The following is a 25,245-nucleotide window of genomic DNA, read 5'->3' as shown; positions in this document are numbered from 1 at the left end:
TCCGGCTTTTGCAACTTTTTGCATATCGAGATTGTGATGCGGTCGTGAAAATTCGCGCTCGCCTTTCCCTGCGGGCCCGCCATGCGTCGTCTTCTCTCATTGATTCTGTTGGTCATCCTGTCTGGTAGCGCGCACGCATCCACACCCCAGATCAACGTAGGCGTGCTGTTCGACTATCTGCAGCCCACGCACAGCAACCTGCTCAAGCGCATCCGCAACACCGGTGACGCTACGGCCTACGTGCGTGTGGAAGTCACTCAGATGCACTTCGATACGGATGGCAGGGCCAGCGAAACGCCGGTGGATACCACCGCGCTGGTCCGCAATAGGCCGGACGCCCAAGGCGTCATCGCCAGCCCCAGCCGGCTGATCATTGCGGGCAATGGACAGCAGGCCACGCGCCTGGTCTACCGCGGCGCCCGCGATGAAGAGCGCTACTACCGGTTGCGCTTCATCCCGGTGGCCCCAACGGCCGAGGAATTCTCGCTCAGCGAAGACCAGGCCCGGGAGGCGGCGGAGCTCACCTCGGCCATCCGCGTCTTCACCGGCTACGGCACGATCTTCTTCGTTGCGCCTGAGAACCCGCGCTACGACACGCTCATCGAGCAACAGCTGGTGCGCAATCGCGGCAACGCCACCGTGGTGTTGGACAACCTGCGCCAGTGCGAGCGCGACCGCCCCGATACCTGCACGCCGGGAATCATCGCCCATGTGCGCCCCGGCAACAGCTATGCGCTGCAGGCCGCCGAGCACCAGTTCCTGCGTTTCGAGCTTCGCGAAGGCGACAGCCAACGCAGCATCGACTCACGTCGTTAAGCCCACTTCCACCGATGGATCTGTCCCGAACGGGCCTGTCAGGCGCCCGCTGGGACTGCTTTGCCCTTGCCTGGCACCTTGATTTCCACCCTTGAACCTGGAGTGCATCCATGTCCCTGAAGACCACCTTGCTGGCAGCGGCCACCGCCCTGCTGATCATCCCGGCCGTTGCTCTGGCCGCCACCGAAACCAAGTCGATCACCGTCAACGTCACCGCTGACGTGCCGAACTCCGCTGGCCTGCAGGTGTCCACCCCCGATGGCTGGGAAGGCCTGCCGCAGCACCTGCCGTGGGATACCGCCCGCCAGGTGCTGGGTGAGCTGACCGGCCGTGTCATCAACATCAAATCGCCGGCGGCCATCACCGCCTATCTGTCAGCGCCGGCACAGATGGCCTCGGCCGCCGATGTGGTCGACCTGGCAGTGAAGCTGGACAACGTGGTGGTGCCGGCCACCTCGGCCGCCAAGATCACGGTGGCCAATGCCGCACAGGCGGCGGCCGGCAAGTCGTTGGCGTTCGCTATCACCCCCACCGTGCCGACCGATGGCTACAAGCAGGGCAGCTACGGCGGCCAGTTCCACATGATCTTCGAAAGCGACATCTGACGATCGTGCAGCTTCGTGCCCTTCCTCCCGCATCGTCGATGCGGGGGGCAGGGCACAGGCGTCCGCCCATGAGACTTCCCCTCGCTCCCGCATATCCGGCCCTTGCGCGATTGGCTGCTGGCATCGGCGCCGTGGTATTTGCCGCGTCCAGCCATGCCGCTGGTCTCGCGTTGGGTGAGCTGCCCAGCCTGCTGGAGCAGCGCGAGCGCATGCCTGCAGAATTCCGGGCGCATCTGTTCGGCAATCCACTCACCGTGCGGGTGGAACTGGACGGGCGCTACCTGGGTGATGCCGAGGTGCTGCTGCACGAAGACAATCGTGTGCACCTGATCGGCTTTGGCGAAGCCCATGACAGTCCATGGCCGCAGACCGAACGCACACGTTGGGCCGAGGCATTGGCCGAGCCGATGGCGCTGGGCGTGTGCAGCCAGCAATGCCGGGGCCTGGCGGCGCTGCATTACAGCCTGTCCAACTCCCTGCTCAGCCTGCTGACCCCGGCCGGCGCACACAAGGACGGACGCCATGTTGCATTGCCGGAGACCGGAAGCCATGGCCTGATTGTACGCAACAGCGTGGCTGTGCATGGCGGCCAGGAGCAGCAGACCACTGCACGCTACAGCGCCGAACTGCGTGGCAGTGTTGGCCGCTGGAGCACGGCTGGCAGCTACCAGTACTACGCCCAGCCGGGCAGCCGCGAGCACTATCTCAGTGCGCTGTATGCGCAGCGCGAGCTGGGCGACCATTTTGTGCGTGCGGGCTACTTCCTGCCCACCTTCGAGGGCATCATCCGCCAGCCGCGTGCACCGGGCACGCAGAACGATACCGCGCTGGGCGTCATGCTCGGCTCGTCGGACGTACTGCTGGCCGACACGCGCAGCCCCAGTGTGTACCCGGTCTATGTCACTGCCAGCCGCGAAGGCGTGGTGGAGATCCTGCGCGACGGCAATCTGCTGTCCACGCAGGCGGTCAAGCCGGGCATCCAGGAAATCGACACCCGCCGTCTGCCCGGTGGCATCTACGACGTGGAACTGCGGGTCATCGAAGATGGCCACGAGGCCTCGCGTGAGATCGCGTCGATCCACAAGCCCAGTCGCTGGAGCGACCCCACACGCCGATGGCGCTACAGCGTGTTCGCAGGCCAGCAGCGTGGCCTGCTCGACAGTGGTCGTGCATCGCAGGACGGCAAGCTGGCCGCCGGCGCGGTGGTTAACTACCTGGTGCATCCACGTGCGGTGGCCGGTGCCACCGTGCAGCAGATCGGCACGCGCCGCGCGGCGGGGCTGTCGATGGACTGGCAGGCCAGCGACCGCTTCAGCACCTACACCAATGCCTATACATCCAGTGATGCCGGGCGGGGCGTCGACCTGCAGGGCTTATACCGTTACCGCGCAGGATCGGTGGTGGCCAACCATGCCCGCAGCTGGGCCGAGCAGCGCCAGCGCGTCCTGCCCGGTGACGGCTCGGCGCCGCGCTGGGAAACCCGCGGCGGCTGGCAGGACACCACCGCGGTGTCGGTCACCCATCGCTTCAGCCATCGCGACAACGCCAGCCTGCGGGTGGCGCGCAGTTCGGGCTTCACCAAAGGCACCGGCATCGATGTGTCCTATGGGCGCCGGGAGACCCTGTTCGGCAGGCACGACGTGAACTGGCGGGTGTCGGCCTACGACCGCCCCGGCAGCCGCTTCACCCGCTATCGCCGCCAGCGCGGCGTCGACCTGACCATCAGCGTGTCGCTGGGCAGCGAGCGACGCAGTTACAGCGGCAGCCTGGGCAGCCGTACCGGCGAGGCCGGCCAGCGCGACACCTATGCCAGCGCGGCAGCGACGCAGCGTGTGGATGGCAAGCTGGTGCAGACCGTGAACGGCATGATCAGTGCCGAGCGCAGCGGCATCGGCACTGGTGCGGGCGCGTACCTGCAGAGTTCGCTGCTGGAGGGCGACGTGCAGCTGTACCGTGGCGCGGGTTCCGGCCATGTAAGTGGCAGTGCCAACCTGGACAGCACGCTGGTGATCGGCGGAGGCCGTGCAGCGGTGCTAGGCCAGGGTCGCAGTGGCAGCGTGGATACCGGCATCATCGTCGACGTGCGCAGCGACTATCCAGACGTGATGCTGCGCGGTGACGACAGCCGGGGTGGCGGCGTGGAACTGAAGCCGGGGCGCAACTTCGTGCCGGTGACCGCTTACCGCGCGGGCCACGTGCAGTTTGATTTCCAGGGCCGGCATGCGCCCGCTGCCACCCTGCAGCCGTCAACCGTCAGCTACCACCTCAACAAGGGCGGGGTGATGCACGCCACCGTGGATGTGCTGCGCACCTTTACCGTGATGGGCCAGGTGCTCGATGCGGACGGCAATGGCGTAAGTGGTGTGCAGGTGATCAATCACGCCGGGCGCAGCGTCAGCCAGGAAGAGGGGTTCTTCACGTTGGAGCTGAGTGCACGCGCGCCGGTGGTGGAGCTGCGCTATCCCAACCTGGTCAGCTGTGTGCTGACGATGGAGGAGGGGCGGTATCCGCGCGAGGGGGACGTGCTGATGGTGGGTGGAATCGGTTGTTTGTCGCAGTTGGTTCAGGTCGCGCCGAAACCACGAGATTCGGAGCAATGGAGGTCAACACGGTGAGTGCTAGGGAACATTCGTCATGCAAGCTGCTGGCGTGTGGTGAGATCCTGCTGCGTGTCGTGATGCTACTGGCACTGTGCGTACCAGATACGCTTTGGGCACAAACGGCAGAGGTGGACATTCGTGCAAGTTTCTCTCCCAGCGCGCTTGATCCAAGCCATAGAAGATTCAAGAACGATACGCCGCAAGGCGGAATCTGCGTGCGATGGGGCGGGCACTGCAGGGCCGGGCAGTTCAGCATTTCCACGCCGTTGGGTGTCAGTGGGCGCCTGCTGGGTGGCAGTCCGGATAGCCCTCGTCAGAACTACTTCATGGCTGTCGACGCGCAGTGGAGAGATGTGGATGTTGTGCATGAGGGTGGCAGCGTCGCGCGGGTACGCTTCAGGATCAGCATGTTGGCCCAGCGCTACTCACGCAACAACAGCGGAAGCCCGAGCATCTATGGGGCCAGCTCAGGTGGTTGCAGGCCACTGGGTAACGATGTCGGTAGCACTCAATGGCATGCGTGGGGGTGGGTGCTGCCAGTTGGTCAGTTGACTTGCTCCAGACGTACCAATCATGCAGTCTCGTCGGCCATCAGCGTCACGGAGATCAGTATCGGATACGAGCTGGATACGCCCGATCCCCTGGCGATGCTCGATGGGAAGTACACGGGTGCGCTGGCTTACAGTGTAGGACCCGGTGGGCAGATCGACCTGGGTGACGGGGCACATCAGCAAAATGAGCTGACGGTAAAGTTCGAGTTGACAGTGGCTCACGACTTCCACATTCGATTCTCGAGCGAATCTCCAAGCGTGCAACTAGCACCAGAGGGCGGTTGGGCCAAGTGGATGGACCATGGCCTTCCTCCCACACGCCTACGCCAGGAACTGCTGTTCCGCCTGACCACTTCAAGGAACCTCAGCCTGAAGCTGCGCTGTGAGCATGAGGCTGCTGATCGTTGCGGGATTCGTAACCCGCGCGATGACAGAGTGGTTCCGGTGGATGTGGACGTGACCATGCCCGGCATGAGCAACGTGGCGGACGGTAGCCCGGCACAGGACACGCCGTTGCTGCCGGATGATGGACGGGCACCACATTTCACGCCTGATGGCTACCCTATTGAGCGACGCTCAACCCTGCGCTTTACGGCTGGCCGGGAGGCGGTAGCGGAAATGCTGAAATCGCCCGGCTCGCATTGGCAAGGCAACATGACGGTGGTGTTCGATGCCAATCCGTGACATGCGGGCAGAGCGCTGGGATGCCGGCCAGCGGCCGGCACTACCCGATGCCTTCAGAAGCGGTCGGCGAACGCATCCGTGGCACGCACCAGCGCATCCACCGTGGCCGGCTCGTTCGCACTGTGACCGGAGGTCACCATCTCCAGCTTTGCTTCCGGCCAGGCCTTGGCCAGGTCCCAGGCGCTGCGCGGCGGGCAGATGATGTCGTAGCGCCCCTGCACGATCACGCCGGGCAGGTGGCGGATGCGATCGATATCGCGCAGTAACTGGTCCTGTTCCAGGAAGATGCCGTTGCGGAAGTAGTGCGCTTCAATACGGGCCTTGGCCAGCGTATCCAGCGGATCATCGGTGGATTCGGCATCCACGTCGTGCTGCAGGGTGGCGGCGTTGTCCTCCCAGCCCAGCCAGGCCTGCGCCGCCTCGATGCGGGTAGCCTCATCCGGGCTGTCCAGGCGCGCCCAGTAGGCCGCGAGCATGTCACTGCGCTCGGCCTCCGGGATATAGGCCTCGTAGCGATCCCAGCGCTCCGGGAAGATCCAGCGTGCACCGCCGTTGGTTTCCGCGAACCAGCGGTTCTCCATCTCGCGGCCAAGGAACACGCCACGCACGATCAGGCCGGTGGCACGCTCGGGATGGGCCTGCGCGTAGGCCAGCGACAGGGTCGAGCCCCAGGAACCGCCATAGACCAGCCAACGCTCGATGCCGAGGTGCTCGCGCACCTTCTCGATGTCGGCCACCAGATCCTGCGTGGTGTTGTCGCGAAGCTCGCCAAATGGTGTGGAGCGTCCGCTGCCACGCTGGTCGATCAGCACAATGCGGTAGCGCGCCGGGTCGAAGAAGCGGCGATGGGTCGGCGAGATGCCGGCGCCGGGGCCGCCATGCAGGTACACCACCGGGATGCCCTCCGGCGTGCCGCATTCCTCGATATGCAGGATGTGCAGATCGCTCACCGCCAGAGTGAACTCGCGGTAGGGTTCGATGGCGGGGTACAGGATGCGCATGGGGCATGTCTCACAAGCAGGGGCGGCCAGCATAGCGCCGCAGCCCGGTGCCTGCAGTGGCACACGCCTTCGCGGCGCTGGAAATGGGCTGGCTGGTGCGCATAAGCTTCCGCGATGCAAGCGACCACGACAGGGACGTCCACGCGCCACCCCAGCCTCAGCAGTGGCGGCCGCGAGCTGCTGAAGTGGCTCGCGCTGCTGACCATGACCGGCGACCACGTGGCGAAGGTGGTTTTCGGCGGTTACGTGCCGGTAATGAGCGAACTGGGGCGTATCGCGTTCCCGCTGTTCGCGCTGGTGATGGCCTGCAACCTCGCCCAGCCAGGTGCGGACCTGCGCAAGTCGATCCGGCGCCTGGCCGTATGGGGCGTGATCGCGCAGCCGCTGCATGCACTGGCCTTCGGCTACTGGCTGCCGCTCAACATCCTGCTCACCTTCGCACTGGCTGCGGTGGCCGTGCATGCGCTGGCCAACAATCGCCCACTACTGTTGCTGTTGGCGGCGGGCTTGGCACCGATGCTGGTGGATTACCAGTGGGCCGGCGTCGGTTTCGTGCTAGTGGGCTGGATCGCGTTCCGGCATCGCGCATGGTGGCTGCTGCTGGTTGGTCTCGGGGCCGTGTGCTGGGCCAACCACAACGGCTGGGCACTACTGGCCGTTCCGGTGGTGCTGGCAGTGGCACGCGTGCCGTGGCGGCTGCCACGTTGGCGCTGGGCGTTCTATGGCTACTACGTGGGCCATCTGGCGCTGCTGGCCCTTTACGTGCATCTGCCCGTTTGACGGTGACGATGAAACGGGCTGCGCTATCGTCGCTGTCCGATGGAAGGCACTCCCGACGGTGGGGAGGATGAGCGGGTGACGGCATGCAGCGTCACCTACTCAAACAACCCATCGGAGTGTTCCATGAGCATCGAATCGATCCTGTACTCGGCCCAGGCCACCGCTGTCGGCGGCCGCGAAGGCCGCGCCACCTCGTCCGACAAGGCCCTGGACATCGCCCTGTCCACTCCGGCCGAACTGGGCGGCACCGGCGGCACCGGTACCAACCCGGAGCAGCTGTTCGCCGCCGGCTACTCCGCCTGTTTCCTCGGTGCGCTGAAGTACGTGGCCGGCCAGGAGAACATCACCATTGCTGACAACACCTCGGTGACCGGCCACGTCGGGATCGGTGCGGTCAGCACCGGCTTCGCCATCGACGTGGCCTTGACCATCTCGATGCCGGGTGTGCCCACGGCGCAGGCCGAGGAGCTGGTACGCAAGGCGCACATCGTCTGCCCGTACTCGCATGCCACCCGCAACAACATCAATGTGGCGCTGATCGTTGCCTGAGTGGGTCGGCCGCAGCGGGTGACAACCTGCTGCGGCCAAAGGAAGCATCTACCGGTCCAGATCGCGCCAGTCGTGCGGCGCAGCAGCCAGGAACGCATGCGCGCTGGTGTAGAGCGCCGTGGCGCCATTGGCGATGGACTCGGCACTGTACTCGCCCAGCACATGCAGCGTGCCCGCGGCGCTGCCATCGCAACGATGGCCGAGCAGCAGCACAGGCACCTGCGCCAGCCTTGCCAGACGCAGGGGCGGGGGTTCGGTGGCGTTTCCGGTCTGGCGCCAGGGACAGGGGTCCAGCACGGTCACCACCGTGGCCCCGCGCCTCAGCTTCCTCCAAGCCTGGCCGCAGCGTGATGGTCGGCCGATGTCCAGGCGATGGCCCTGACGCTGCAGCGCCAGAAGCGTGCGGTGCATGGGGGAATCTTCATGGTGAAGCGCGTTGATGAAGTAGTGCGCGGGTGCGCCCGGACGGTCCAGCAGTGCCGCCATTGCCAGTTCGATATTGCCGCTGGGCAGCAGACAGACCACCCGCCGGCGTCCTGCGGCGGAGGGCCATAGCGCGCCAGGGTCACGCCAGGCCATTCCCCGCAGCAGGTGCTGCAGGGCAGGGAAGGGCAGCGACTGCAGGTACTGCGCATGGACCTTGCGAAGCCAGTGCCCGGCCAGGAATCGGGCGCTCAACTCGGCGGCGATCGCTGGGGCGTGACCCAGTCGCTGCAGGGTGTGGAAGGCGCGGCCATGGCGCTCTGCGTGAAGCAACGGGCCGAGCGTGGCAAAGGCCCCTTCGGCAAGGCGAGTTGATGCCTGGGCCGTCAGCATGGGCAGCAGTGCCGCGCCGATCTGCACGCTCGCACGATGCAGGGCGTGGCGAGCCATCAGGCGCAGCGCCCACAGCCGTTCACCGTTCCATGCAGGCTTCATCGCGATGTCCTCGTCGATTGGGAATGCGTACAGCGTCCCCAGCCTGAAGCCGCGCAGAAACCGGACAAGTTCGAAATGTGGACAGAACTGTCTGTACGGGCAAATGCGTCATGCATGGACGCCTTTTTCGACCTTGTCCTACATCGGCGCTCGCTGCCGCCACGCATGCTGGCGTTCCCATGTCCTTCACATCGCGCCGCCGGCGCCCGCTCGATGCCATGCCCTCCGCCTCTCCCTCCATTGCAGAGTCCCTGCGCCGCCTGCATTCCGGTGCCGGTCCGGATGTATCGGGCGCGGGTGAGCTGCAGGCGCTGAGGCAGTACCCACGGCGGCTGATGGTGGCCTGCGGCGTGGTACTCAGCCTGCTGTCGTTGAGCGTGCTGATCACGCTCATCGTGGTCCAGGTCAATGGCTACGAGGCACGGCGCATCGCCGACTTCCGCCGCGCCCATACCGCGCTGCAGATCCAGCTGGCCCGCCAGGACGCCAGCTATGGGCGCATGGCGGACATGGTCGAGTACGCGTGGGACCGCAACATCCAGCTCGGCGAGGCCAGCGCCGAGAGCCTGCGCCGCGCCTACCTGGAGGGCGGGCAACGCCTGGTCGTGGTCGCCGATGACAGCAGCCGCCCGCAGATGGTGCTGGGCCTGGAGACCACGCAGTGGCGGCCACAGGACCTGCAGCGCTATCTGCAGCTCACCACCGCCGTGTCGCTCATCCAGCGCCTGAGCCGCAGCGCGGATGAGGGTGAGCCGACCAGCGCGTCTTACTTTTTCGACCCCAGTGGCCAGTATCTGTCGCTGGACAAGGGACTGACCGAGCGCAACCTGATCAGCGCGCTGGCGGCCAGTTCGCGCCGCGAGGTATTCGAGCATCTGCGCGCACCGGCACAGCTGCTGTCGCCCGCCTCAAGCCACGACCAGGTGCCGCTGCTGGAAAGCGTGGAGCGCAGCGACACGCCACGCCGGACCTTTGGCCGCCACCCGATCAGCGGCGAGCCATCGCTGGTGTCGGTGTTCCAGGCCAGCGCGGGCGCCAAACCCATTGCTACGTTCGTCGCCTACGAACCGATGGCGCAGCTGCAGGCGCTGCTCCGCCGCAACAGCCAGGGCCACCTGGCCCTGCTGGATCGCGATGGGCTGCAGGTGCTGGCCTCGAACCCGGACGACGCCCGCGCATCGCCACCGCGTGCCGATGTCGATTGGGTGCTGCTGGGCGACGCCACCCGTGCGCGCTTCCACAACGGACGCTTCACGCTCGCACTGGCCGTGGCAGGCACGCCCTGGACGCTGGTGGAAACCTACAGCTGGACCGACATCCTGCGCGGCATCGCGCCGATGCTGCTCAGCGGCATTGGCTGCTTGTTGGCTGCACTGGCGTTGCTGTGGCTCCTGTTGTTGTGGCTGCACCGGCGCATGTACACGCCAGCCCTCCGGCAGGTGAAGGCCATCTATGCCCGCGATCGGCGCCTGCGCCTGCTGCTGGAACACGTTCCGGTGGGCGTGGCCCTGCTCGAAGCCGGTACCGGCCACGTGCAGGACTGGAATGGTCCGCTTCAGCGCATGGATCGTGCCGCTGGTTCACGGCTGATGCCGCACCTGCGCGAAGCGATGATGCAGGCCGATCTCCGCCACGGCGCCGTGGAAGTGGTGGGCGACCTCGCGTTGGCCAGCGATTCCCGGCAGCGCCTGTTCCATCGCACCCACATCCATTCGGGAGGCGATGCCTGGCCCGGCGGGGTGCTGCTGATGGTGGAGGACATCAGCCGCGACATGCGCGAGATCGAGGCCGAGCGCGCCCGCACGGCGGCGGCGGAGGAGTGCAGTCGGGCCAAATCGAATTTCGTGGCAGCAATGAGCCATGAGATCCGCACCCCGCTGCACGGCATCATCGGCCACCTGGAGCTGCTCGCACGCACGCCGTTGCAGGCCGAGCCCGCCGAGCGCGTGCTGCGGTTGCGCCAGTCCGCCGATTCACTGATGGACATCATCACTGATGTGCTGGACCTGTCCCGCATTGAATCCGGGCAATGGACGCTGACGCCGGAGCGCTTTGCGCCGTCCGCGCTGTTGGAACGGGTTGCGGTGTTGTACGCGCCGATGGCGCAGGCCAAGGGTCTGCAGCTGGACTGCGTGGTGGATGCTGACGTGCCGGCGGCCGCGGTTGCGCCGATGGCCGCCATTGAGCGCGTTCTGCGCAACCTCACCAGCAACGCACTGAAGTTCACCGCGTCCGGGCGGGTGCAGCTGCGGGTGTCGTACCTGCGCGAAGCGGAGGGGGGCGTCCTGCGGGTTGAAACCACCGACTCCGGCATCGGCCTCAGCCCGGAAGAATGCGAACGCCTGTTCCAGCCCTTCGTGCAGGCCGGGCCCAGCATCGTCTCGCGTTTCGGTGGCTCAGGACTCGGCCTGGCGCTGTGCCAGCAGCTGTGCGAGCGCATGGGCGGGCGCATCTGGGTGGAAAGCACCCCGGGCGTGGGCAGTCGCTTCGTGGTCGACGTGCCGTTGCTGACCTCGATTGCCATTCCGGTGCCGCTGCCGCTGGCCGGGCGGCGGATCAACCTGCTGGCAGCGCCGGGCCCGTGGCGGGGTGAACTGGAGCGGCGGTTGCGCGGATGGGGGGCGCAGGTGCAGTTGGTCCAGGGCCAGGCGCCGGAGTCATCACCGGGGGCAGCGTGGGTGCTGTTCGAAGCGTCAGCGGACGATGTCCATTGGGTACGACGCACGGGCCAGCCCTGGATACAGGCCTGTCGTGAGGGTCCCTTGCGGCCGCAGGCGCAGGACGGGGGCCACGTGGTGTCCTGCTACGCCAGCGAAGCCCTTTGCCAGGCCGTTGTGCTGGCACTGGCCCCAGCTATGCCAAATGCGCCAGCTACTGGCGCAATCGGATAAATTGCATGAGTACCCACCTCAGGATCACGGTCATGGCAGGCACTGAAGCAGCCCAGGGCGCGGGCGGCGCCGCCGCCGCGCGCCTGGACGATCTGCGCCGGCTGCGTCGCCGCCTGCTGTTCGGGGGAGGGGCATTGATAACGGCGCTGGTGCTGCTGGCGGCCATCGTCAGCTCCATAGCCGACGTGGAAGAGTTCCACGCCCGCGAACGCCAGTCGTTCCTGGAAGCCCGCGCGGCGCTCGATTACTTCCTGTACCAGCGCGACCGCGCCTATGCCACCTCGGTCAACGGCAACGACGTGCTGTGGCGCGACCAGCGCCCTGCGCTGACGGCGGTCGGCACCCCGCTGGCCGAACGCTTCCATGCCCAAGGCGAGGAAGTGGTAGTGAGGGCGGAAGGCCGTACCGCGGTGCCGTGGCTGGTGCTGGGTGCGCGTGACAATCCATTGCCGCCCGAGGAGCTGAAGGCCTACCTCGGCATGATCGATATCTATTCGGCCTACACCGCCGATTCGATCACCTCGCAGGATGCGCCGGGCCCGGTGGCGATGTTCGCCTACGAGCCACAGGGACGCCTGTTGGCCGTCTCCAATGTCCGCGACGAGGCGCAGCTGCTGCAGACCCTCGGCGTGGCCACCCGCCAGCAGGCCTTTGCCCGCCTGCTGCGCGACGAGCCGGAGGTGCGCAAGGTGTTGCCGCGTCCCGGCCCGATCCGCGCCGCATCCCGCGAGGGCCGGTTGCTGTCCCGCTTCGCCGTCAATCCGCTCACCGGCCAGTCGTCGCTGGTGGGTGTGGTGACCATGGCCGAGGGCACCACACCTTACTTCCGACGTGTGGTGTTCGAGTCGGTGGACAACATCAAGAACCGTCTGGAGGCCCGCGAAGAAGGCCGCTACCTGGTGCTCTCGGCCCAGCATGAGGTGGTGCTCAGCAGCGGCGGGTTGACCAGCCAGGAACAGGACCTGCTGCTGCAGACTCTGCCGGCGCGCGCCGGCTCCAAGCCCTCCCGGCACTACGCGCAGGGGCGTTTCATCCTCAGTTGCAGCCTGCCCGGCGTGGACTGGACCCTCAACCATGTCTACGACTGGTCAGACATCTGGAAAGCGCAGGGCCCGTATCTGCTGGCGCGCAGCCTCAGCGCACTGCTGATCATTGGCCTGCTGTGGTGGCTGCTGCTGCGCATCGATCGGCGCGTGTTCACGCCGGCGCTGGCCGATGCATCGCGCGTGTATGAGAGTGAAGCGCTCAGCCGCGCCATCATCGGCACCGCGCCGATTGGCCTGGCGCTGCTGGCCCGCGATGGTGGCAGGCCCTTGCTGCAGAACGACACCGCACGCCAGCTGGTGGGCGACGAGGCCGAGGAGGGCAGCATCGCAACCGCACCGCTGTACGCGCGCCTGGCCGAACTGGGGCGGAGCAGCCACGGTGACGAGGCACTGGAGCTGCAATGGTCGCCCGCGGAGGGGAACACTGACACCCAGCTGCAGATCAGCATGGCGCTGGCCACCTACCACGATCAGGCCGTTTGGGTCTGCGCATTGCGTGACGTCACCGCGCAGGTGGAACTGGAAGACACGCTGCGCCGTGCCCGCGAGGATGCCGAGGCCGCACGCCAGGCCGCCGAAGCTGCAACCCGCGCAAAGTCCGCCTTCGTGGCGACCATGAGCCACGAGATCCGCACGCCGCTCAACGGTGTACTGGGCCATCTGGAACTGCTGGCGCGTTCGTCGCTGCAGCCGGGCCAGCGCGAGCGGCTGGACCGCATCCGCTTCTCCGCCGAAGCGCTGATGCGGATCATCAGCGACGTGCTGGACTTCTCCAAGATCGAAGCCGGGCAGCTGGATGTGGAGCGGGGGCCGTTCGCGCTGCGTCCGCTGATTGAAGGCGTGGCGCTGCTGTATGCGCCGGATGCCCTGCGCAAGGGCGTGCGCCTGTTCTTTGCCGTGGAAGCGCCCGTGGGCGAGGACTGCATCGGCGATGCGCACCGCATCCGCCAGATCCTCAACAACCTGGTCAGCAATGCGGTGAAGTTCACCGAATCCGGCCGCATCATCCTGCGCGCCGAGCTGCAGCAGGTGGACGGCAAGGGCGCGCAGCTGCGCGTGCAGGTGATCGACTCCGGTATCGGCATGAGCCCACAACACGCGGAGCAGTTGTTCCAGCCGTTCCAGCAGGCCGACGCCAGCGTCTCGCGCCGCTACGGCGGCAGTGGCCTGGGCCTGGCGCTGTGCCAGCAGCTGGCGCAGGCCATGGGCGGCCAGGTCTCGGTGGAGAGCACCGAGGGCGTGGGAAGCAGCTTCACCCTGCTGCTGCCGGTGCACCTGCAGCCGGCAGCGAACCCGCCCGCACAGCCGCTGCAGGGACAGCGCATCACCGTGCTGTCGTCCACCCCGGAATGGCGCAGTGAAGCCGAGCGCCTGCTGTTGGCGTGGGGTGCCGAGCCCCTGTTGCTGGCAGCACCGCAGGCCGACGCCGGCGGCGAGGTACTGTTGATCGTGGGTGACCACCGGCCATGGAGCCCGGAAGAGGAACAACAGCTGGCCGGATCGCATCGACGCACCGTATTCGCCCACGCACAGGGCCCGCTGATCCCCGAGACCCGTGACGACCGTACCGAGGTGACCTGCTACACCAGCGACGCCCTGCTGGCGGCCATCGGCAGCAGTGAGGGTGCGCCTGCCGCGGTGGCGCCTCCCGAGCGTGCAGCCGTGGCGCAGTCGCGTGGGCGTGTGTTGCTGGTGGAGGACAACGCGGTCAACCGTGAATTGATCCAGCAGCAGCTGGAGGAACTGGGCTACGACGTGGAAGCCGCCGAGGATGGTGCCGCTGCAATCGCATTGTGGCAGGACGACACCTACACAGCAGTGCTGACCGACATCAACATGCCGGTGATGGACGGCTACGCGCTGGCGCGCGCGCTTCGCCAACGTGGTCAGTCACTGCCGATCCTGGCGATCACCGCCACGGCGCTGGCCAGTGAGCGCGAGCGCTGCCTCGCCGCCGGCATCGATGATCTGCTGCTGAAGCCGCTGAACCTGGATCGGCTGGAAGCCGGGCTGGGCAAGGTCGGCAAGGCGGACGTTGCGCCGCAGCCCGTTGTGGAAACAAACAGCACGCCACGCAAGGTGCCCGCCGCCATCCGCCGCCTGTTCGTGGAAACCGGCGACGAGGATCTGCAGACGATGGCCGCCGCGCGTGCCGGGAACGACATGGTGCGGCTGTTGGATAGAGTGCATGCCTTCAAGGGCGTGTTGCAGATGCTGGGCGAGCAGGCACTTGGCGAACGCTGCGGCGAGGTGGAACAGTCCCTGCGTGAGGGCCAGACCGTTCCGGCATCACAGCTGGATGCACTGCAGGCGGCATTGCAGGCACGCCTGGATGACTACCGGCACGAACTGGAGCAGGAATCGTGACGTGCGTGATGCGCGCCCGATCAGCGCTGCGGATTGTCCGCTTTCAGCCCCAGATCCGCAGCGAACGAGAACAGCTCGGCATCGCGTTCCACGCCCAGCTTGCGCATGGCATTGACCTTCTGCGTGCTGACGGTCTGCTTCTTGCGGTCCAGGCGGGCGGCAATCTCGGTGATGCTCAGCCCTTCCAGGAACAGCCTCACCACCTCCACTTCCTTGGGCGACAGCACCGTGACCCGGCGCTGCTCCTTGCGCCGCAGCAGTTCCACCACCGCTGGCGAGTGGTAGCGGCGGTGCGCGTACACCGCCATCACCGCTGCCTGTACCTGGGAAAGATCGTCGGCCTTGCTGACGATGCCGGATGCACCGCTGGCGTCGAGCTTGTGGATCAACCCGGGTTGATCCATTCCGGTCATCACCACGATGCGCAGGGCCGGGAAGCGCAGCGTCAGATAGCTCAGCAGTTCCAGGCCATCGCCGAACGCACCGCCCGGCATCGCGTAGTCGGTTACCAGTACATCACAGGGTTCGCGCTCAAGCAGCGCGACCAGCTCGGTGGAGTCGGCCACCGCGCCGATGCACTGGATCGCCGGCGCCTCCTGCAGCGCGCTCTGCACCCCAAGGCGGATCACCGGGTGATCGTCGGCAAGGGCAACGCGAATGGCCAGCTGGGTCATCAAGGCAGGGGTCCGAAGAAGGCGGGGAAGTGCAGGGCACCTACAGTCGGTGCCGGTACCGCTATGAAGAACAACAAGGAGATCATGCCATGAAAATCCGTATCGTCATTGCCGATGACCATCCCGTCATCCTGGCCGGCGTGCGTGAGTCGCTCGCGTCCGAGCCAAGCATCGACATCATCGATACCGCCGGCGATTCTACGGCATTGGTCGAGGCGCTCAGCAAGCACTCGGTGGACGTGGCCGTGACCGACTTCTCGATGCCGGGGGGCGATTACGGTGATGGGGTGGCCATGCTCGGCTTCCTGCGCCGCCGCTTCCCGAAGCTGCCGCTGGTGGTGCTGACCAGCATCTCCGGTGCGCAGGTGCTGGCCGGCATCGGCCGCACCGGCGTGAACTGCATCGTTGGCAAGATCGACCCCATTGCCGAGTTGACCCGCGCCATCCAGGCCGCCCATCGCCACGATGGCTACCTGTCCGGCAGCATCGTGCAGCAGCTGGAGAAAACCCAGGACGTGGCGCTGACCAAGCGCGAGATCGAAGTGCTGCGGATGATCGCGCAGGGCATGAGCCAGAAGGAGATTGCCGAACAGCTCAAGCGCAGCCGGCAGACCGTCAGTACGCAGAAGCACTCGGCCATGCGCAAGCTGGGGCTGGAGCGCACCAGTGAAATCTTCGACTACGCGTTGGCGCAGGGCCTGGTGTCGGCGTCACAGGTGGCGCGTGGCGTTCCTGACGGGGGTCATGGTGGATGACACGGCCGCAATCCGACATCGTCCGATGGAAACACCGGCTGAGGAAACTAGGGTGGAGGTACCGTTTGCTTCCTCGCATGGAGCCGCCGTGCCCCCTTTACTCGATGTCCGCATTGCCTCGTTGATGTGCAGCTTCAGCCAGCTGTCGCCCCACGGGCAGAAGCGGTTCATGGCGCTGCTCAACGAGTACCTGTATGCATCGCCCACGCAACGACGACGGTTGCGGCTGGACTGGGAAGGCACGGTTGCCCAACCGTGCGCGTGTGGAGAAGATCACGAAAGCGCGTGGTTGCAGTTGCCCGTGAAAAAGGCCTGAGGGATTGGTCTGGAAACGCGCCAGCGAGCAAGTGAAATCCGCGTGAAAATTAGGACGAGTCAGACAGCTTGAAGGAATGGGTTCGGCCATCGTGGCCGGGCCGGAATGCAGTTGCACAGGCAGTGCAGCGCATGCCGGTCATCCCTTTCTGAGAGAGAGCTGTCTTATGAAGAATTCGCGTCGCAATTCCCTGCTGATCGCGTTGCTGGTGTGCCTGGCCCCGGCGGCTGCTTCGGCCACGGAAATCCGCCTCACCCCGAGCTCCAACGGTGACAGCGGTGCAATGCCGTCGGGTTACAGCAAGCTGTATTTTGATCTGATTGATGGCGACTGGGCCGGCGAACTGAAGCTCCCGGAGCACCCGCGCCCGGGTGATGTGGTCGAGTTGAGCTCGCGTGCGGCCTGGACCTCCACGCTGGATACAAGCAAGACCACCCACGCTGATCTGCTTGATCTGACGATCAATGCGGGGACCAACGTCCAACTGCGCTGGTCCAGCAACTATCAGCGTTGGCACATGCTCGGCGGAGAAACTGCACGCTTTCTGACCCTCCACCAAGAGGGTGAAGCGACGGTTCCGATGTCGGAGCATGTTCTGACGGACGTGTTCCCGTCCATGTCGAAGAACATCACTCGCGTCAATCTTCCGGAATGGGCGCCCAAGCTTGCGCAACTGGCCTTCGTCAACACCAATCCGAACGACGTTGAGATCCGCAGTGGCGGCAAGCGCACGACGTGCCCGTCCACGCAGACCTGCGCCTACATCTTCAATGACATGGACAGTGCCTGGCACGCACGCGCTGCCTACGCGCGTATCCAGCCCTCGCAGGTTGACCTGCCGGAACCGACCGCCCGCGTGATGGACGTGGTGGTTGGCAGCGCGGCAGAGGATCTCACTACGCCGTCGATTCTGCGCCTGCCCGCCACCGCTGTAGAGGGTGATGTGTACACGCTCAGCAATCCGTCGGGCGATCACTTCACCCGACTGCAGCCAGACCACAGCAACCTGAGCACAGCCGTCAGCCTGCCGGCGAACGGCATCACGTTCCGCTACGACGCGGCAACGCGCACCTGGCGCCAGTAAGTCGCGCCCCCACACGTGGCACGGGTGAATTCTCCCGTGCCACGTGTGGCTTCTGCACTCACACCAAGGAAAATCCCGTGAAGCACCTTGCTACCACTCTGTTGTCGGCCGGCATCTGCTGCCTGCCGCAGCTGTCCCACGCCGAAACCACCGCCGGCCACTACGCCACCGCCCGCATCATCGCGGCCGACCACCGCGCCACCAACATGGACGCCAGCGCCCGCCCGGGCATCGGCCGTTTCGTGGCAGGCGACGAGCGCCAGCGCTTCGTCACCGGCGCCGTGGGCTTCGGCTATGCGCACGGCAACGGCTGGCGTACCGAAGGCGAATACACCCTGCGCCGCAGCGACACCTACACCAGCGGCTCCAGCATCTTCGCCACCAGCTTCAACAATCACGATGTCAGCTCGCAGCGGTTGATGCTCAATGTCTACCGCGACCTGACCCTGGCACAGGGCTGGACCCTGTACGGCAGCGCCGGCGCCGGCCTCGCTCGCATCACCTCGGGTGGCTGGCAGGGCAACGAAAGCCGCCGTTACGACAGCGCCACCCGCACGGGCCTGGCGTGGTCGCTGGGCGCAGGTGTTTCGTATGCCGCCAGCCAGCAGCTGACGCTGGATCTGGGCTACCGCTACGTCGATATGGGCAGCACTGAAAGCGGCTGGAACGCCTTCGGCAATGCCCGCAGCCTGCAGGACGAAAAGATGCGCCTGGACCTGGCCTCCCGCGAGATCCACGTGGGCGCCCGCTGGGCGTTCTGAACGAACAACCGCGACTCGGCAGGCAGGTTCAAAACTCGTCGTTGTCCTATGCCTGCCGAATCGCGGTGTACGTAGCATTTCCTCTCGAAGGGAATGCCCTTCGCTCAAGCCCAGCAACGCGCGGCTTGAACGCAAACAACCACTCCTGATAGGACTTTAGAAACATGAACAAGCTTGCAATTGCTCTGTCCGCCGCGCTCTCGCTGGGTGCTGCTGCTTCGGCCAATGCCGCTGATGCAACCATCAGCTTCAGGGGCACAATTGACGCCACCACGTGCTCTGTCGGCGTGGGTGGTTCTGATGCCACCGGCACTACTGTCACGCTGCGTCGCGCGAGCAAGACGCAGATCGAAACCGGCAGCGACGTATCGAAGGAGACGCCGTTCACCATCGTCGTCGGTGACGACGGCAACAAGTGCCCGGGTACCACCAGCATCCTCAACTTCGAAACCGGCCTCGATTCTTCGGGTCGAATCGCGAATGACGACGCCGCAACGGCCAAGAACGTTGCCCTCGCTGTGGTGAATTCGAAAGGTAATGTAGTGGATCTCCGCGATCCCGATATTCTCGAGTCGACGACCTTGAACGATGGCGTGTATACCCACGCCCTGAAGGCCCGCTATATGCGCGTTGACACTACCGAAGAGGTTACCGCAGGCACCTTCGTGGGTGCGGTTGGCGTCAACATCGGCTTCCGCTGATCTGTCGGCGGGCCGGTTGCGTACTCGAGCCGGCCCGCATTTTTCGCATCTTGAAGAGGAGTCGCATCATGCGCCGCATTCGAACCCTTGCTCCGATCGCGCTTGCCATTGCAAGCCTGGGGGGGGCTGATACGGCGGCCGCAGCCGTCACACTTGAAGCAACTCGTATCGTCTATCCAGAGAACTCGCGAGAGGCGAGCATCCGGCTCCACAATAATGGGGGAAATCCATCCCTGGTTCAGACATGGATCGATGATGGAGATATGAACGCAACGCCCAGCACAGCATCGGCCCCTTTTGTCATTCGCCCACCGATCTTCCGTATTGATGGAGGCAAGGCACAGGTACTCCGCATCCAGGCGATCGGTGGCGACCTTCCGAAGGATCGCGAAAGCCTCTTTTGGTTCAACGCGCGTGATGTTCCCGCAGTGGCAAAGGATGATGAGAGTCGGTTGCATCTCATTGTACGAACGAGAATCAAGCTGTTCTACCGCCCCAGCGGTTTGTCTGCGGCTGGCGCAGCCGAAGCACCCAAAAAGTTGACGTGGGCGCTTGTGAAAAACGACTCAGGTTACGTGCTGGAAGCGAAGAACCCGACCCCATACCACGTCAGCCTCAATCGAATCGTTGCAGGTGGTGCCGCACTGGGTGTCGAGTCGGGCGTAGTTGGTCCCATGGCCAGCGCCCAGTTCCAGTTGAGTGAGTCGGCGTATCGGGCCCTTGGTGACCAGGTGACGTACGAGTACGTCAATGACCAGGGCGGCCAGATCGAAATGAAAGCACCGTTGAAGTAACCAAGCATCACTTTCCTTGCTGCCGGGGGCGCCTTTGTGCGCCACGAATCCCTGCGCCTTCGCCGTGGATACTTGCCATGAACCGACACTCTACAATTACATTGCTGCGCCACCACCGCCTCGCTGCGGCCGTGCTTGCCGCACTGCTGCCGATGAGTGCCGTGGCTGCTCCTGCGCTGGAATTCAATGCAGACTTCCTGCACGGCGCAGGTACTGGCCTGGATCTGAGTCGCTTCCAGAACGACGGGCCGCTGCCCGGCACCTACAGCGCCGACATCCTTGTCAACGATCAGCTGGTGGGCCGCCATGATGTCGAGGCACGTGCAGGCCACGGCGGCGAGGTTCTCCTGTGCTTGGACCCCGCATTGTTTGCATTGATGTCTCTCGACGAGGCCAAGCTGGATGCCATCCGCCAGAAGGAGGAGGGTCGCGATCTGTTACCTCTGCCGGAACAAGCCACCTGCGAGGCATTGTCGCGCTTCATCCCGTCGGCCAGCATGCGCCTGGACAGTGGCGAACAGCGCCTGGAGATTTCGATCCCTCAGGCCTATCTGCGTTCGAATCGCAGCGGCTGGGTGTCACCGGATCGCTGGGATCCTGGTATCAATGCGGCACTGATCAACTACAGTATTAACCACAGCCGTTCGGAGAGCAGCGGCCGCCAGAGCAGTCACACCGGTGCAACCATCGATGCCGGCTTGAACCTAGGCGCGTGGCGCTTCCGTCACAGCGGATACTTCTCGCAGAACGACAACGGCGATCGCAGCTATACTGCCAGCCGTAGCTATGCCGAGCGCGAGATTCGGGCATTGAACGCCCAGCTGACCGTGGGCGAATCGTCCACGGCAGGTGACCTGTTTGAGTCAGTCAGCTATACCGGTGTCAATCTTCGTACCGACTCCCGCATGCTTCCGGAAGTGTTCGGCAGCTATGCGCCGGTGGTCCGAGGTGTGGCGCAGACCAATGCGCGCGTGACCATTCGCCAAGCAGGTCGTGTGGTGTTCGAAACCACTGTGGCACCGGGCCCGTTTGAGATCGACGACCTGGGCAACACCTCCGGCGCTGGTGATCTCGAGGTCGAGGTCACTGAGGCTGACGGTCGCGTGGAGACCTTCGTGGTGCCGTTCGCCTCGGTGCCACAACTGCTGCGTCAGGGGCAGCAGCGCACCAGCCTCACTGTGGGTCAGCTGCGCAATGCCGCCATCGATTCGCCGGCGTTCGTTGAGGCGACCCTGCGCCGTGGTGTAGGCAGCGGCTTCACGGCGTTTGGCGGTGCAACCATTGCCGATGGATACAGTGCCATCATTCTTGGTGGCGCACTGAATACCCGACTCGGCGCATTCTCTGGCGACCTGACTTTCTCCGATGCGCGCCTACCGTCCCCGATGGATGGTTTCGGCAAGCGCATGCAGGGCCAGTCCTATCGCTTGGCCTACAGCCGTAGTTTTAACACAGCCACCAGCTTCACCCTGGCGGCATATCGCTACTCCACGGAGGGCTATCTGTCCTTCAGCGATGCGGCGCGCCTGCGCCACGATCTGGCCAATGGCAGCTCGGGGTCCAATGTGTCTAGGCAGCGGAGCCGAATCGATCTGCATGTGAACCAGCGCCTGACGAAAGGCTCGCTGTTCCTCAACGGCAGCGCTACTGACTACTGGAGCGAGAACCGCCGTACCACCAACTTCTCGTTGGGCTACAACGGCCAGCTCGGCCGCGCCTCGTACAGCATCAGTGCCCGCCGCACGCTGGAATCGTCGCTATTCAACAGCGGCAGCCAGAAGCAGAGCACTGGTGCCTATCTGAGCGTCAGCGTGCCGCTGGGCCGTGCTCCTGCCGCACCGCGTCTGAGTGCAAGCGCCAGCAGCGACCGCAATGGGGGGAGCTACCGCGCGGGTGTCGGCGGCAGTTTCGGTGATGGCACGCAGGGTAGCTACAACCTGTCGTACGGCCAGTCGCCGGGCAGCAGGAACGTTGGTGCCAACGTGGGTTATGCCGCACCGATGGCAAATCTCAATGCATCGTGGAGCCGCAGCGACAACAGTCAGCAGTTGGGCGTTTCCGCGTCTGGCGGCGTAGTGGTGCACGGCGATGGCATGACGTTCTCGCAGCGTCTCGGCGATACCGTAGGTCTGGTACATGTTCCGGATGGTCCGGGTGCGGGTGTTGGTCACTATCGCGGGGTCAAGACCAACAAACGCGGCTACGCCGTGGTGCCGTACCTGAGTGCCTACCGCATGAATGAGATTGCGGTGGACCCGACCGGCCTGCCGATGGACGTGGAGCTAAAGAGTGGCTCGGTCACCACGGTGCCCACCGCCGGTGCGGTGGTCAAAGCGGTCATTCCCACCGCCAGTGGTCGCAGTGCACTGATCGAAGCCCTGGACAATCACGGCCAGCCGCTGCCGTTTGGCTTGGATGTGTACGACGAAAGTGGGCAGGTGATCGGTGTGGTCGGGCAGGGCAGCCGTCTGTGGGTGCGCGGCATCAACGACCGCGGCCAGCTGCAGGTCCGTCCGGGTGGCGACGCCGCGCAGAGCTGCACCATTGCCTACGACTTGTCCGGTGCGAGCAGCGACCAGCTCTATATCAGTAGTTGCTTGCGGGCCGACGTGGCCGAGCGGGGCGACCGCCACGCGGCTGCTGTCGCGCCGGGCGCACCGAATTGAAGGGGGGGCTGACCATGAACGTACGCCAGCGAGCCTTCTTTGATTGCACTCGGCGCGCAGCTTCCCGTCTGGCCTGCATGTTGATGCTGCTGGGTGTTGCACTGCCGGCAGCCGCGGATCTCCATGTAAATGCAACCCGGGTCCTCCACCAGGAAGGATCTGGCCCGGCCCGGGTGAGAATCCGGAATACTGGCGAGGCGGCGTCCCTGATCCAGTCCTGGATTGATCTGGGGGACGCCAGCGTCGCGCCCGAACATCTGAAGGCGCCGCTGATCACCACTCCCCCGTTGTTCCGCCTTGATGGCGGCAAGCGCAGGGACATCCATGTTCGCGCGGCGGATATCGCGAGCCTGCCAACAGACCGCGAGACACTGCTTTGGCTCAATATTCTGGAGGTTCCTGCGCGCAAGCCTGGAAAGGGAAAGAGCCTGTTCGAGCATGCCGTACAGTGGCGGTTGAAGGTGTTTCATCGGCCCGCAGGGCTACCGGGAAAGCCCGAAGCTGCAGCTACGGCGGTGCAGTGGAGCTTCGCCGAGGAAGATGATGGGAGTCTTGTTCTGCATGCGCGCAACGCCTCTGCCTACTACGTCAGCCTACGTGAACTGAAGCTGGCCGGCCAGGTGCTGCCGCTGGTGGTGCGTAAGGCACAGATTCCCCCCTACGGGAACTGGACGCAGCGCGTGCCGGGTCAGGCCGATGCATCGAATGGATCGCTACCGCTACAAGTTGAGTGGCTCGATGACCAGGGCTTCGTGCATGCGCTGAGTGCATCAGCGCGTCTGGCCAAATAACGATTCGCGCGGAAAGGCGCGTGCGCTGTCAATCGGCGACACGCAGATGAACAACGTCAAGTCGGATCTGAAGCGCCACGCTGAGGACGGAGAATATCATGATCATGCAGATGAAAAATCGAAAGCCCCGAACCTGTTGCGGCCATTGGGCGAGCCGCCTGATGGCTGCAGTGATGTTGCTGGGGGGCGCAGGAGCGGCATCGGCCTGCGTGGCGACGTCAGGTGGTACTAGCATCACAGGTGGCCTTCGTTATGACGATGAGATCCCCAAGGGCACTGTGGTACTGGACTGGCAGGATGTGCCGCGCCGGTTCTTTGAACGCTGCGCTCCTGGCGCTACGGCGCAGATTGAGTTCAAGCCTGCCCTGGACCCCGCAGAGGCTATAGGAGGGAATGCGACCTTCAGGAGTCCATACCGCGGTAGTTTGGGCGTTCAGTTCTACGTTGCGGGTCATGGAGTTGTTGACGCGGATGGAGCGACGGTTACTGCGACTGCAACACGAGATGATGCTACGGGCCAGTATTCGATAAGTGTTGAAGTCAGCCATCGGATCGTTGCGCTTGCGAACATCGGCGGCGATGACGATACCGGCTACATGTCCAGCGCACTGGAAGTCAAGGACGAGACGTTTGGTCAGGATCTTGCTTCTCTCGATTTTGATTCTTACAACGTGACAAGAAATCGCTACTCTTCCTGCGGATTTTCATCCTCGCCGCCGGAAGAGTTGACGGTGCCCACGGCGTATACGTCCGGGCTGAGGCATGAGAATTCCAGAGGGGCGGAGCTGGGTTTCAGCTTCAGCTGGTCCTGTTCGATCGGAAATCAGCCAGGCGATCGGGATGGTGGCGACTTCGCCTTCTCCAGCCCCAATGGCAACTCAACCGACGGTAGGCTGAAGCCCACTGGCACAGCCAGCGGCGTCGATCTGCTGGTTACGTTGACGAACAGCAAGGGGGACAATGTCCCGGTGAAGTTCGATGGCAGTTGGTACTCGAATGACAGGGACTTTCAGCAAACTGGTGGAGGCTTGCCGAGCTCGGGCACCCAGCAGATGCAGGTGAGCTTCATCCGCAACAAGGACGAATTGAATCCAGGTGATGCTTCCGCATCGATGACCATCACGGTCGAGCCTTGGTAGTGCGCATTGGTTCTGAGGCCGTCGTGAGGGAAAGGTTGCCTCCTCGGCTTGTTCCAGGCCGGAATCGTCCAGCCAGGAGATCTTCACGTGGGCACTTCGGCCGGCCTCAGCCGCCATTTGGCCATTGGCGCCATCGCCCTTGCCGCAGTTCGGCGTGATCTGCGGCAAGGGCGATGTCCTGGCTGTTCACGATGAGCCTGGCGAGGCTTACGTAATAGGGCGTAGGGTTGAATGCTTGAAGAATGTGCCGCCCCGACGCGTGGGTCTGTTGTGTCCATTGCAGCAGCGCTGGTGCGTTGGCCGGCGTTCCTGCAAGTGCAGTCGGTCGATGGAATCTCTTCAGTCGCCATCGCAGCGCGATCTCAACCGTGTCGGGATAGGCTCCAGCCTGGCGCGGCGGCACATCAAGAATGTTGAGCCACAGCAGGGATTTCCGGTTCCTGAGGAGTTTCCCGTGTGCGGCTGGACGAATCTGGATGTCACGCTTTTCTCCGGCTTGCAGCCGAAACATGGGGGCGTAACAAAAAGTGGCACGCGGAGTGCTTCCAATGTACGTCCTCGCGACCCTCGTCTATCCACGCCTGGGTTAGGGAGGGGGGCTTCCCTGTGTTCTGCAGCTTGATCCTGGGAGCCGAGGTTGCGCCTTCCATGGAGATGATGCGGGTGGCATTCACGCGCAGATCGGTCCAGGCCGATGTCGGTATCGGCCGATACCGCCATGCTCGGTCTTGAACGTGAGGCGATCCTGCTGCGTGC

21 protein-coding genes and 1 pseudogene are annotated in these 25,245 nt (G+C 64.7%); 17 read left to right on the top strand and 5 right to left on the bottom strand.

Going from position 1 to position 25,245, the window contains the following annotated elements; translation table 11 throughout:
* Window positions 1-81 precede the first annotated feature (81 nt).
* The 4 genes from AC5O77_RS01865 to AC5O77_RS01850 all read left to right on the top strand — a co-directional run bounded on the left by AC5O77_RS01865 (window position 82) and on the right by AC5O77_RS01850 (window position 5,256).
* Window positions 82-816, top strand: a complete 735-nt coding sequence (locus AC5O77_RS01865; RefSeq protein WP_478057448.1) for a CS1 fimbrial subunit B flags: Precursor — start codon at window positions 82-84, stop codon at window positions 814-816.
* A gap of 110 nt (window positions 817-926) precedes the next feature.
* Window positions 927-1,421: a CS1 type fimbrial major subunit gene (locus AC5O77_RS01860; protein WP_006369758.1), complete on the top strand. Its 495-nt coding sequence runs from the start codon at window positions 927-929 to the stop codon at window positions 1,419-1,421.
* 68 nt (window positions 1,422-1,489) lie between these two features.
* A complete protein-coding gene (locus AC5O77_RS01855; RefSeq protein ID WP_153675754.1) occupies window positions 1,490-4,036 on the top strand; it encodes a TcfC E-set like domain-containing protein in 2,547 nt (848 codons plus the stop codon).
* Window positions 4,018-5,256, top strand: a complete 1,239-nt coding sequence (locus AC5O77_RS01850) for a hypothetical protein (RefSeq protein ID WP_478057447.1) — start codon at window positions 4,018-4,020, stop codon at window positions 5,254-5,256. Before AC5O77_RS01855 ends, AC5O77_RS01850 begins: the two co-directional genes overlap by 19 nt.
* 53 nt (window positions 5,257-5,309) lie before the next feature.
* Here AC5O77_RS01850 and pip read toward each other — a convergent pair whose 3' ends face one another.
* Window positions 5,310-6,257 carry a prolyl aminopeptidase gene (pip, locus tag AC5O77_RS01845; protein WP_006369540.1) on the bottom strand — a complete coding sequence of 316 codons (948 nt, stop codon included), beginning with the start codon at window positions 6,255-6,257 and terminating at the stop codon, window positions 5,310-5,312.
* Window positions 6,258-6,371: 114 nt separating this feature from the next.
* On the opposite strand from pip, the gene AC5O77_RS01840 reads away from it, so the two are divergent.
* Together AC5O77_RS01840 and AC5O77_RS01835 are read left to right on the top strand one after the other, a co-directional pair.
* Entirely contained in the window at window positions 6,372-7,037 is a 666-nt protein-coding gene (locus AC5O77_RS01840) for a TraX family protein (protein ID WP_478057446.1), read from the top strand.
* A 123-nt stretch (window positions 7,038-7,160) separates the two neighbouring features.
* Window positions 7,161-7,586: an organic hydroperoxide resistance protein gene (locus tag AC5O77_RS01835; RefSeq protein WP_197583843.1), complete on the top strand. Its 426-nt coding sequence runs from the start codon at window positions 7,161-7,163 to the stop codon at window positions 7,584-7,586.
* Between the two features lie 48 nt (window positions 7,587-7,634).
* On the opposite strand, the gene AC5O77_RS01830 is transcribed toward AC5O77_RS01835, so the two are convergent.
* A complete protein-coding gene (locus AC5O77_RS01830; RefSeq protein WP_197583840.1) occupies window positions 7,635-8,504 on the bottom strand; it encodes a hypothetical protein in 870 nt (289 codons plus the stop codon).
* Window positions 8,505-8,683: 179 nt separating this feature from the next.
* Here AC5O77_RS01830 and AC5O77_RS01825 point away from each other — a divergent pair, with 179 nt between their 5' ends.
* Together AC5O77_RS01825 and AC5O77_RS01820 are read left to right on the top strand one after the other, a co-directional pair.
* Window positions 8,684-11,395, top strand: coding sequence for an ATP-binding protein (locus tag AC5O77_RS01825; protein WP_478057445.1), 2,712 nt, complete (start codon window positions 8,684-8,686; stop codon window positions 11,393-11,395).
* A 32-nt stretch (window positions 11,396-11,427) separates the two neighbouring features.
* A complete protein-coding gene (locus tag AC5O77_RS01820) occupies window positions 11,428-14,808 on the top strand; it encodes an ATP-binding protein (protein WP_494506368.1) in 3,381 nt (1,126 codons plus the stop codon).
* A 20-nt stretch (window positions 14,809-14,828) separates the two neighbouring features.
* Here AC5O77_RS01820 and AC5O77_RS01815 read toward each other — a convergent pair whose 3' ends face one another.
* Window positions 14,829-15,482 (bottom strand): response regulator, encoded by a 654-nt coding sequence (locus tag AC5O77_RS01815; protein ID WP_006369342.1) that lies wholly within the window; start codon window positions 15,480-15,482, stop codon window positions 14,829-14,831.
* An 89-nt stretch (window positions 15,483-15,571) separates the two neighbouring features.
* Between AC5O77_RS01815 and AC5O77_RS01810 the strand changes: the two genes are divergently transcribed.
* The 9 genes from AC5O77_RS01810 to AC5O77_RS01770 all read left to right on the top strand — a co-directional run bounded on the left by AC5O77_RS01810 (window position 15,572) and on the right by AC5O77_RS01770 (window position 24,489).
* Window positions 15,572-16,237, top strand: a complete 666-nt coding sequence (locus tag AC5O77_RS01810; protein ID WP_100468653.1) for a LuxR C-terminal-related transcriptional regulator — start codon at window positions 15,572-15,574, stop codon at window positions 16,235-16,237.
* A gap of 169 nt (window positions 16,238-16,406) precedes the next feature.
* Window positions 16,407-16,553: a hypothetical protein gene (locus AC5O77_RS01805; RefSeq protein ID WP_157806622.1), complete on the top strand. Its 147-nt coding sequence runs from the start codon at window positions 16,407-16,409 to the stop codon at window positions 16,551-16,553.
* Window positions 16,554-16,629: 76 nt separating this feature from the next.
* Window positions 16,630-17,637 (top strand): hypothetical protein, encoded by a 1,008-nt coding sequence (locus tag AC5O77_RS01800; RefSeq protein ID WP_197583833.1) that lies wholly within the window; start codon window positions 16,630-16,632, stop codon window positions 17,635-17,637.
* Window positions 17,638-17,714: 77 nt separating this feature from the next.
* Window positions 17,715-18,398, top strand: a complete 684-nt coding sequence (locus AC5O77_RS01795; RefSeq protein WP_478057443.1) for an outer membrane protein — start codon at window positions 17,715-17,717, stop codon at window positions 18,396-18,398.
* A 164-nt stretch (window positions 18,399-18,562) separates the two neighbouring features.
* Entirely contained in the window at window positions 18,563-19,099 is a 537-nt protein-coding gene (locus AC5O77_RS01790; protein ID WP_197583830.1) for a fimbrial protein, read from the top strand.
* A gap of 68 nt (window positions 19,100-19,167) precedes the next feature.
* Window positions 19,168-19,893 carry a fimbrial biogenesis chaperone gene (locus AC5O77_RS01785; protein WP_197583827.1) on the top strand — a complete coding sequence of 242 codons (726 nt, stop codon included), beginning with the start codon at window positions 19,168-19,170 and terminating at the stop codon, window positions 19,891-19,893.
* 77 nt (window positions 19,894-19,970) lie between these two features.
* Window positions 19,971-22,559 (top strand): fimbria/pilus outer membrane usher protein, encoded by a 2,589-nt coding sequence (locus tag AC5O77_RS01780; RefSeq protein ID WP_197583824.1) that lies wholly within the window; start codon window positions 19,971-19,973, stop codon window positions 22,557-22,559.
* Window positions 22,560-22,636: 77 nt separating this feature from the next.
* A complete protein-coding gene (locus AC5O77_RS01775) occupies window positions 22,637-23,350 on the top strand; it encodes a fimbrial biogenesis chaperone (protein WP_478057441.1) in 714 nt (237 codons plus the stop codon).
* A gap of 98 nt (window positions 23,351-23,448) precedes the next feature.
* Window positions 23,449-24,489, top strand: coding sequence for a hypothetical protein (locus tag AC5O77_RS01770; protein ID WP_197583819.1), 1,041 nt, complete (start codon window positions 23,449-23,451; stop codon window positions 24,487-24,489).
* 106 nt (window positions 24,490-24,595) lie between these two features.
* Here the strand turns inward: AC5O77_RS01770 and AC5O77_RS01765 are convergent, their stop codons facing one another.
* Window positions 24,596-24,772 (bottom strand): fimbrial biogenesis chaperone, encoded by a 177-nt coding sequence (locus tag AC5O77_RS01765; protein ID WP_494506419.1) that lies wholly within the window; start codon window positions 24,770-24,772, stop codon window positions 24,596-24,598.
* A gap of 90 nt (window positions 24,773-24,862) precedes the next feature.
* A pseudogene (locus tag AC5O77_RS01760) lies at window positions 24,863-25,139 on the bottom strand (fimbria/pilus periplasmic chaperone); the annotation flags it as partial.
* Between the last annotated feature and the right edge of the window lie 106 nt (window positions 25,140-25,245).

Source organism: Stenotrophomonas sp. INTA L402-1 (genome assembly GCF_059295135.1).
Note: the sequence above shows the minus strand (reverse complement) of the source record. Positions and strands in the feature narration are given on the sequence as shown.

Bases quoted from the DNA above. Each gene is read 5' to 3' on its own strand.
- AC5O77_RS01865 (WP_478057448.1), top strand. From the start codon at position 82: ATGCGTCGTCTTCTCTCATTGATTCTGTTGGTCATCCTGTCTGGTAGC.
- AC5O77_RS01860 (WP_006369758.1), top strand. From the start codon at position 927: ATGTCCCTGAAGACCACCTTGCTGGCAGCGGCCACCGCCCTGCTGATC.
- AC5O77_RS01855 (WP_153675754.1), top strand. From the start codon at position 1,490: ATGAGACTTCCCCTCGCTCCCGCATATCCGGCCCTTGCGCGATTGGCT.
- AC5O77_RS01850 (WP_478057447.1), top strand. From the start codon at position 4,018: ATGGAGGTCAACACGGTGAGTGCTAGGGAACATTCGTCATGCAAGCTG.
- pip (WP_006369540.1), bottom strand. From the start codon at position 6,257: ATGCGCATCCTGTACCCCGCCATCGAACCCTACCGCGAGTTCACTCTG.
- AC5O77_RS01840 (WP_478057446.1), top strand. From the start codon at position 6,372: ATGCAAGCGACCACGACAGGGACGTCCACGCGCCACCCCAGCCTCAGC.
- AC5O77_RS01835 (WP_197583843.1), top strand. From the start codon at position 7,161: ATGAGCATCGAATCGATCCTGTACTCGGCCCAGGCCACCGCTGTCGGC.
- AC5O77_RS01830 (WP_197583840.1), bottom strand. From the start codon at position 8,504: ATGAAGCCTGCATGGAACGGTGAACGGCTGTGGGCGCTGCGCCTGATG.
- AC5O77_RS01825 (WP_478057445.1), top strand. From the start codon at position 8,684: ATGTCCTTCACATCGCGCCGCCGGCGCCCGCTCGATGCCATGCCCTCC.
- AC5O77_RS01820 (WP_494506368.1), top strand. From the start codon at position 11,428: ATGGCAGGCACTGAAGCAGCCCAGGGCGCGGGCGGCGCCGCCGCCGCG.
- AC5O77_RS01815 (WP_006369342.1), bottom strand. From the start codon at position 15,482: ATGACCCAGCTGGCCATTCGCGTTGCCCTTGCCGACGATCACCCGGTG.
- AC5O77_RS01810 (WP_100468653.1), top strand. From the start codon at position 15,572: ATGAAAATCCGTATCGTCATTGCCGATGACCATCCCGTCATCCTGGCC.
- AC5O77_RS01805 (WP_157806622.1), top strand. From the start codon at position 16,407: ATGGCGCTGCTCAACGAGTACCTGTATGCATCGCCCACGCAACGACGA.
- AC5O77_RS01800 (WP_197583833.1), top strand. From the start codon at position 16,630: ATGGGTTCGGCCATCGTGGCCGGGCCGGAATGCAGTTGCACAGGCAGT.
- AC5O77_RS01790 (WP_197583830.1), top strand. From the start codon at position 18,563: ATGAACAAGCTTGCAATTGCTCTGTCCGCCGCGCTCTCGCTGGGTGCT.
- AC5O77_RS01785 (WP_197583827.1), top strand. From the start codon at position 19,168: ATGCGCCGCATTCGAACCCTTGCTCCGATCGCGCTTGCCATTGCAAGC.
- AC5O77_RS01780 (WP_197583824.1), top strand. From the start codon at position 19,971: ATGAACCGACACTCTACAATTACATTGCTGCGCCACCACCGCCTCGCT.
- AC5O77_RS01775 (WP_478057441.1), top strand. From the start codon at position 22,637: ATGTTGATGCTGCTGGGTGTTGCACTGCCGGCAGCCGCGGATCTCCAT.
- AC5O77_RS01770 (WP_197583819.1), top strand. From the start codon at position 23,449: ATGATCATGCAGATGAAAAATCGAAAGCCCCGAACCTGTTGCGGCCAT.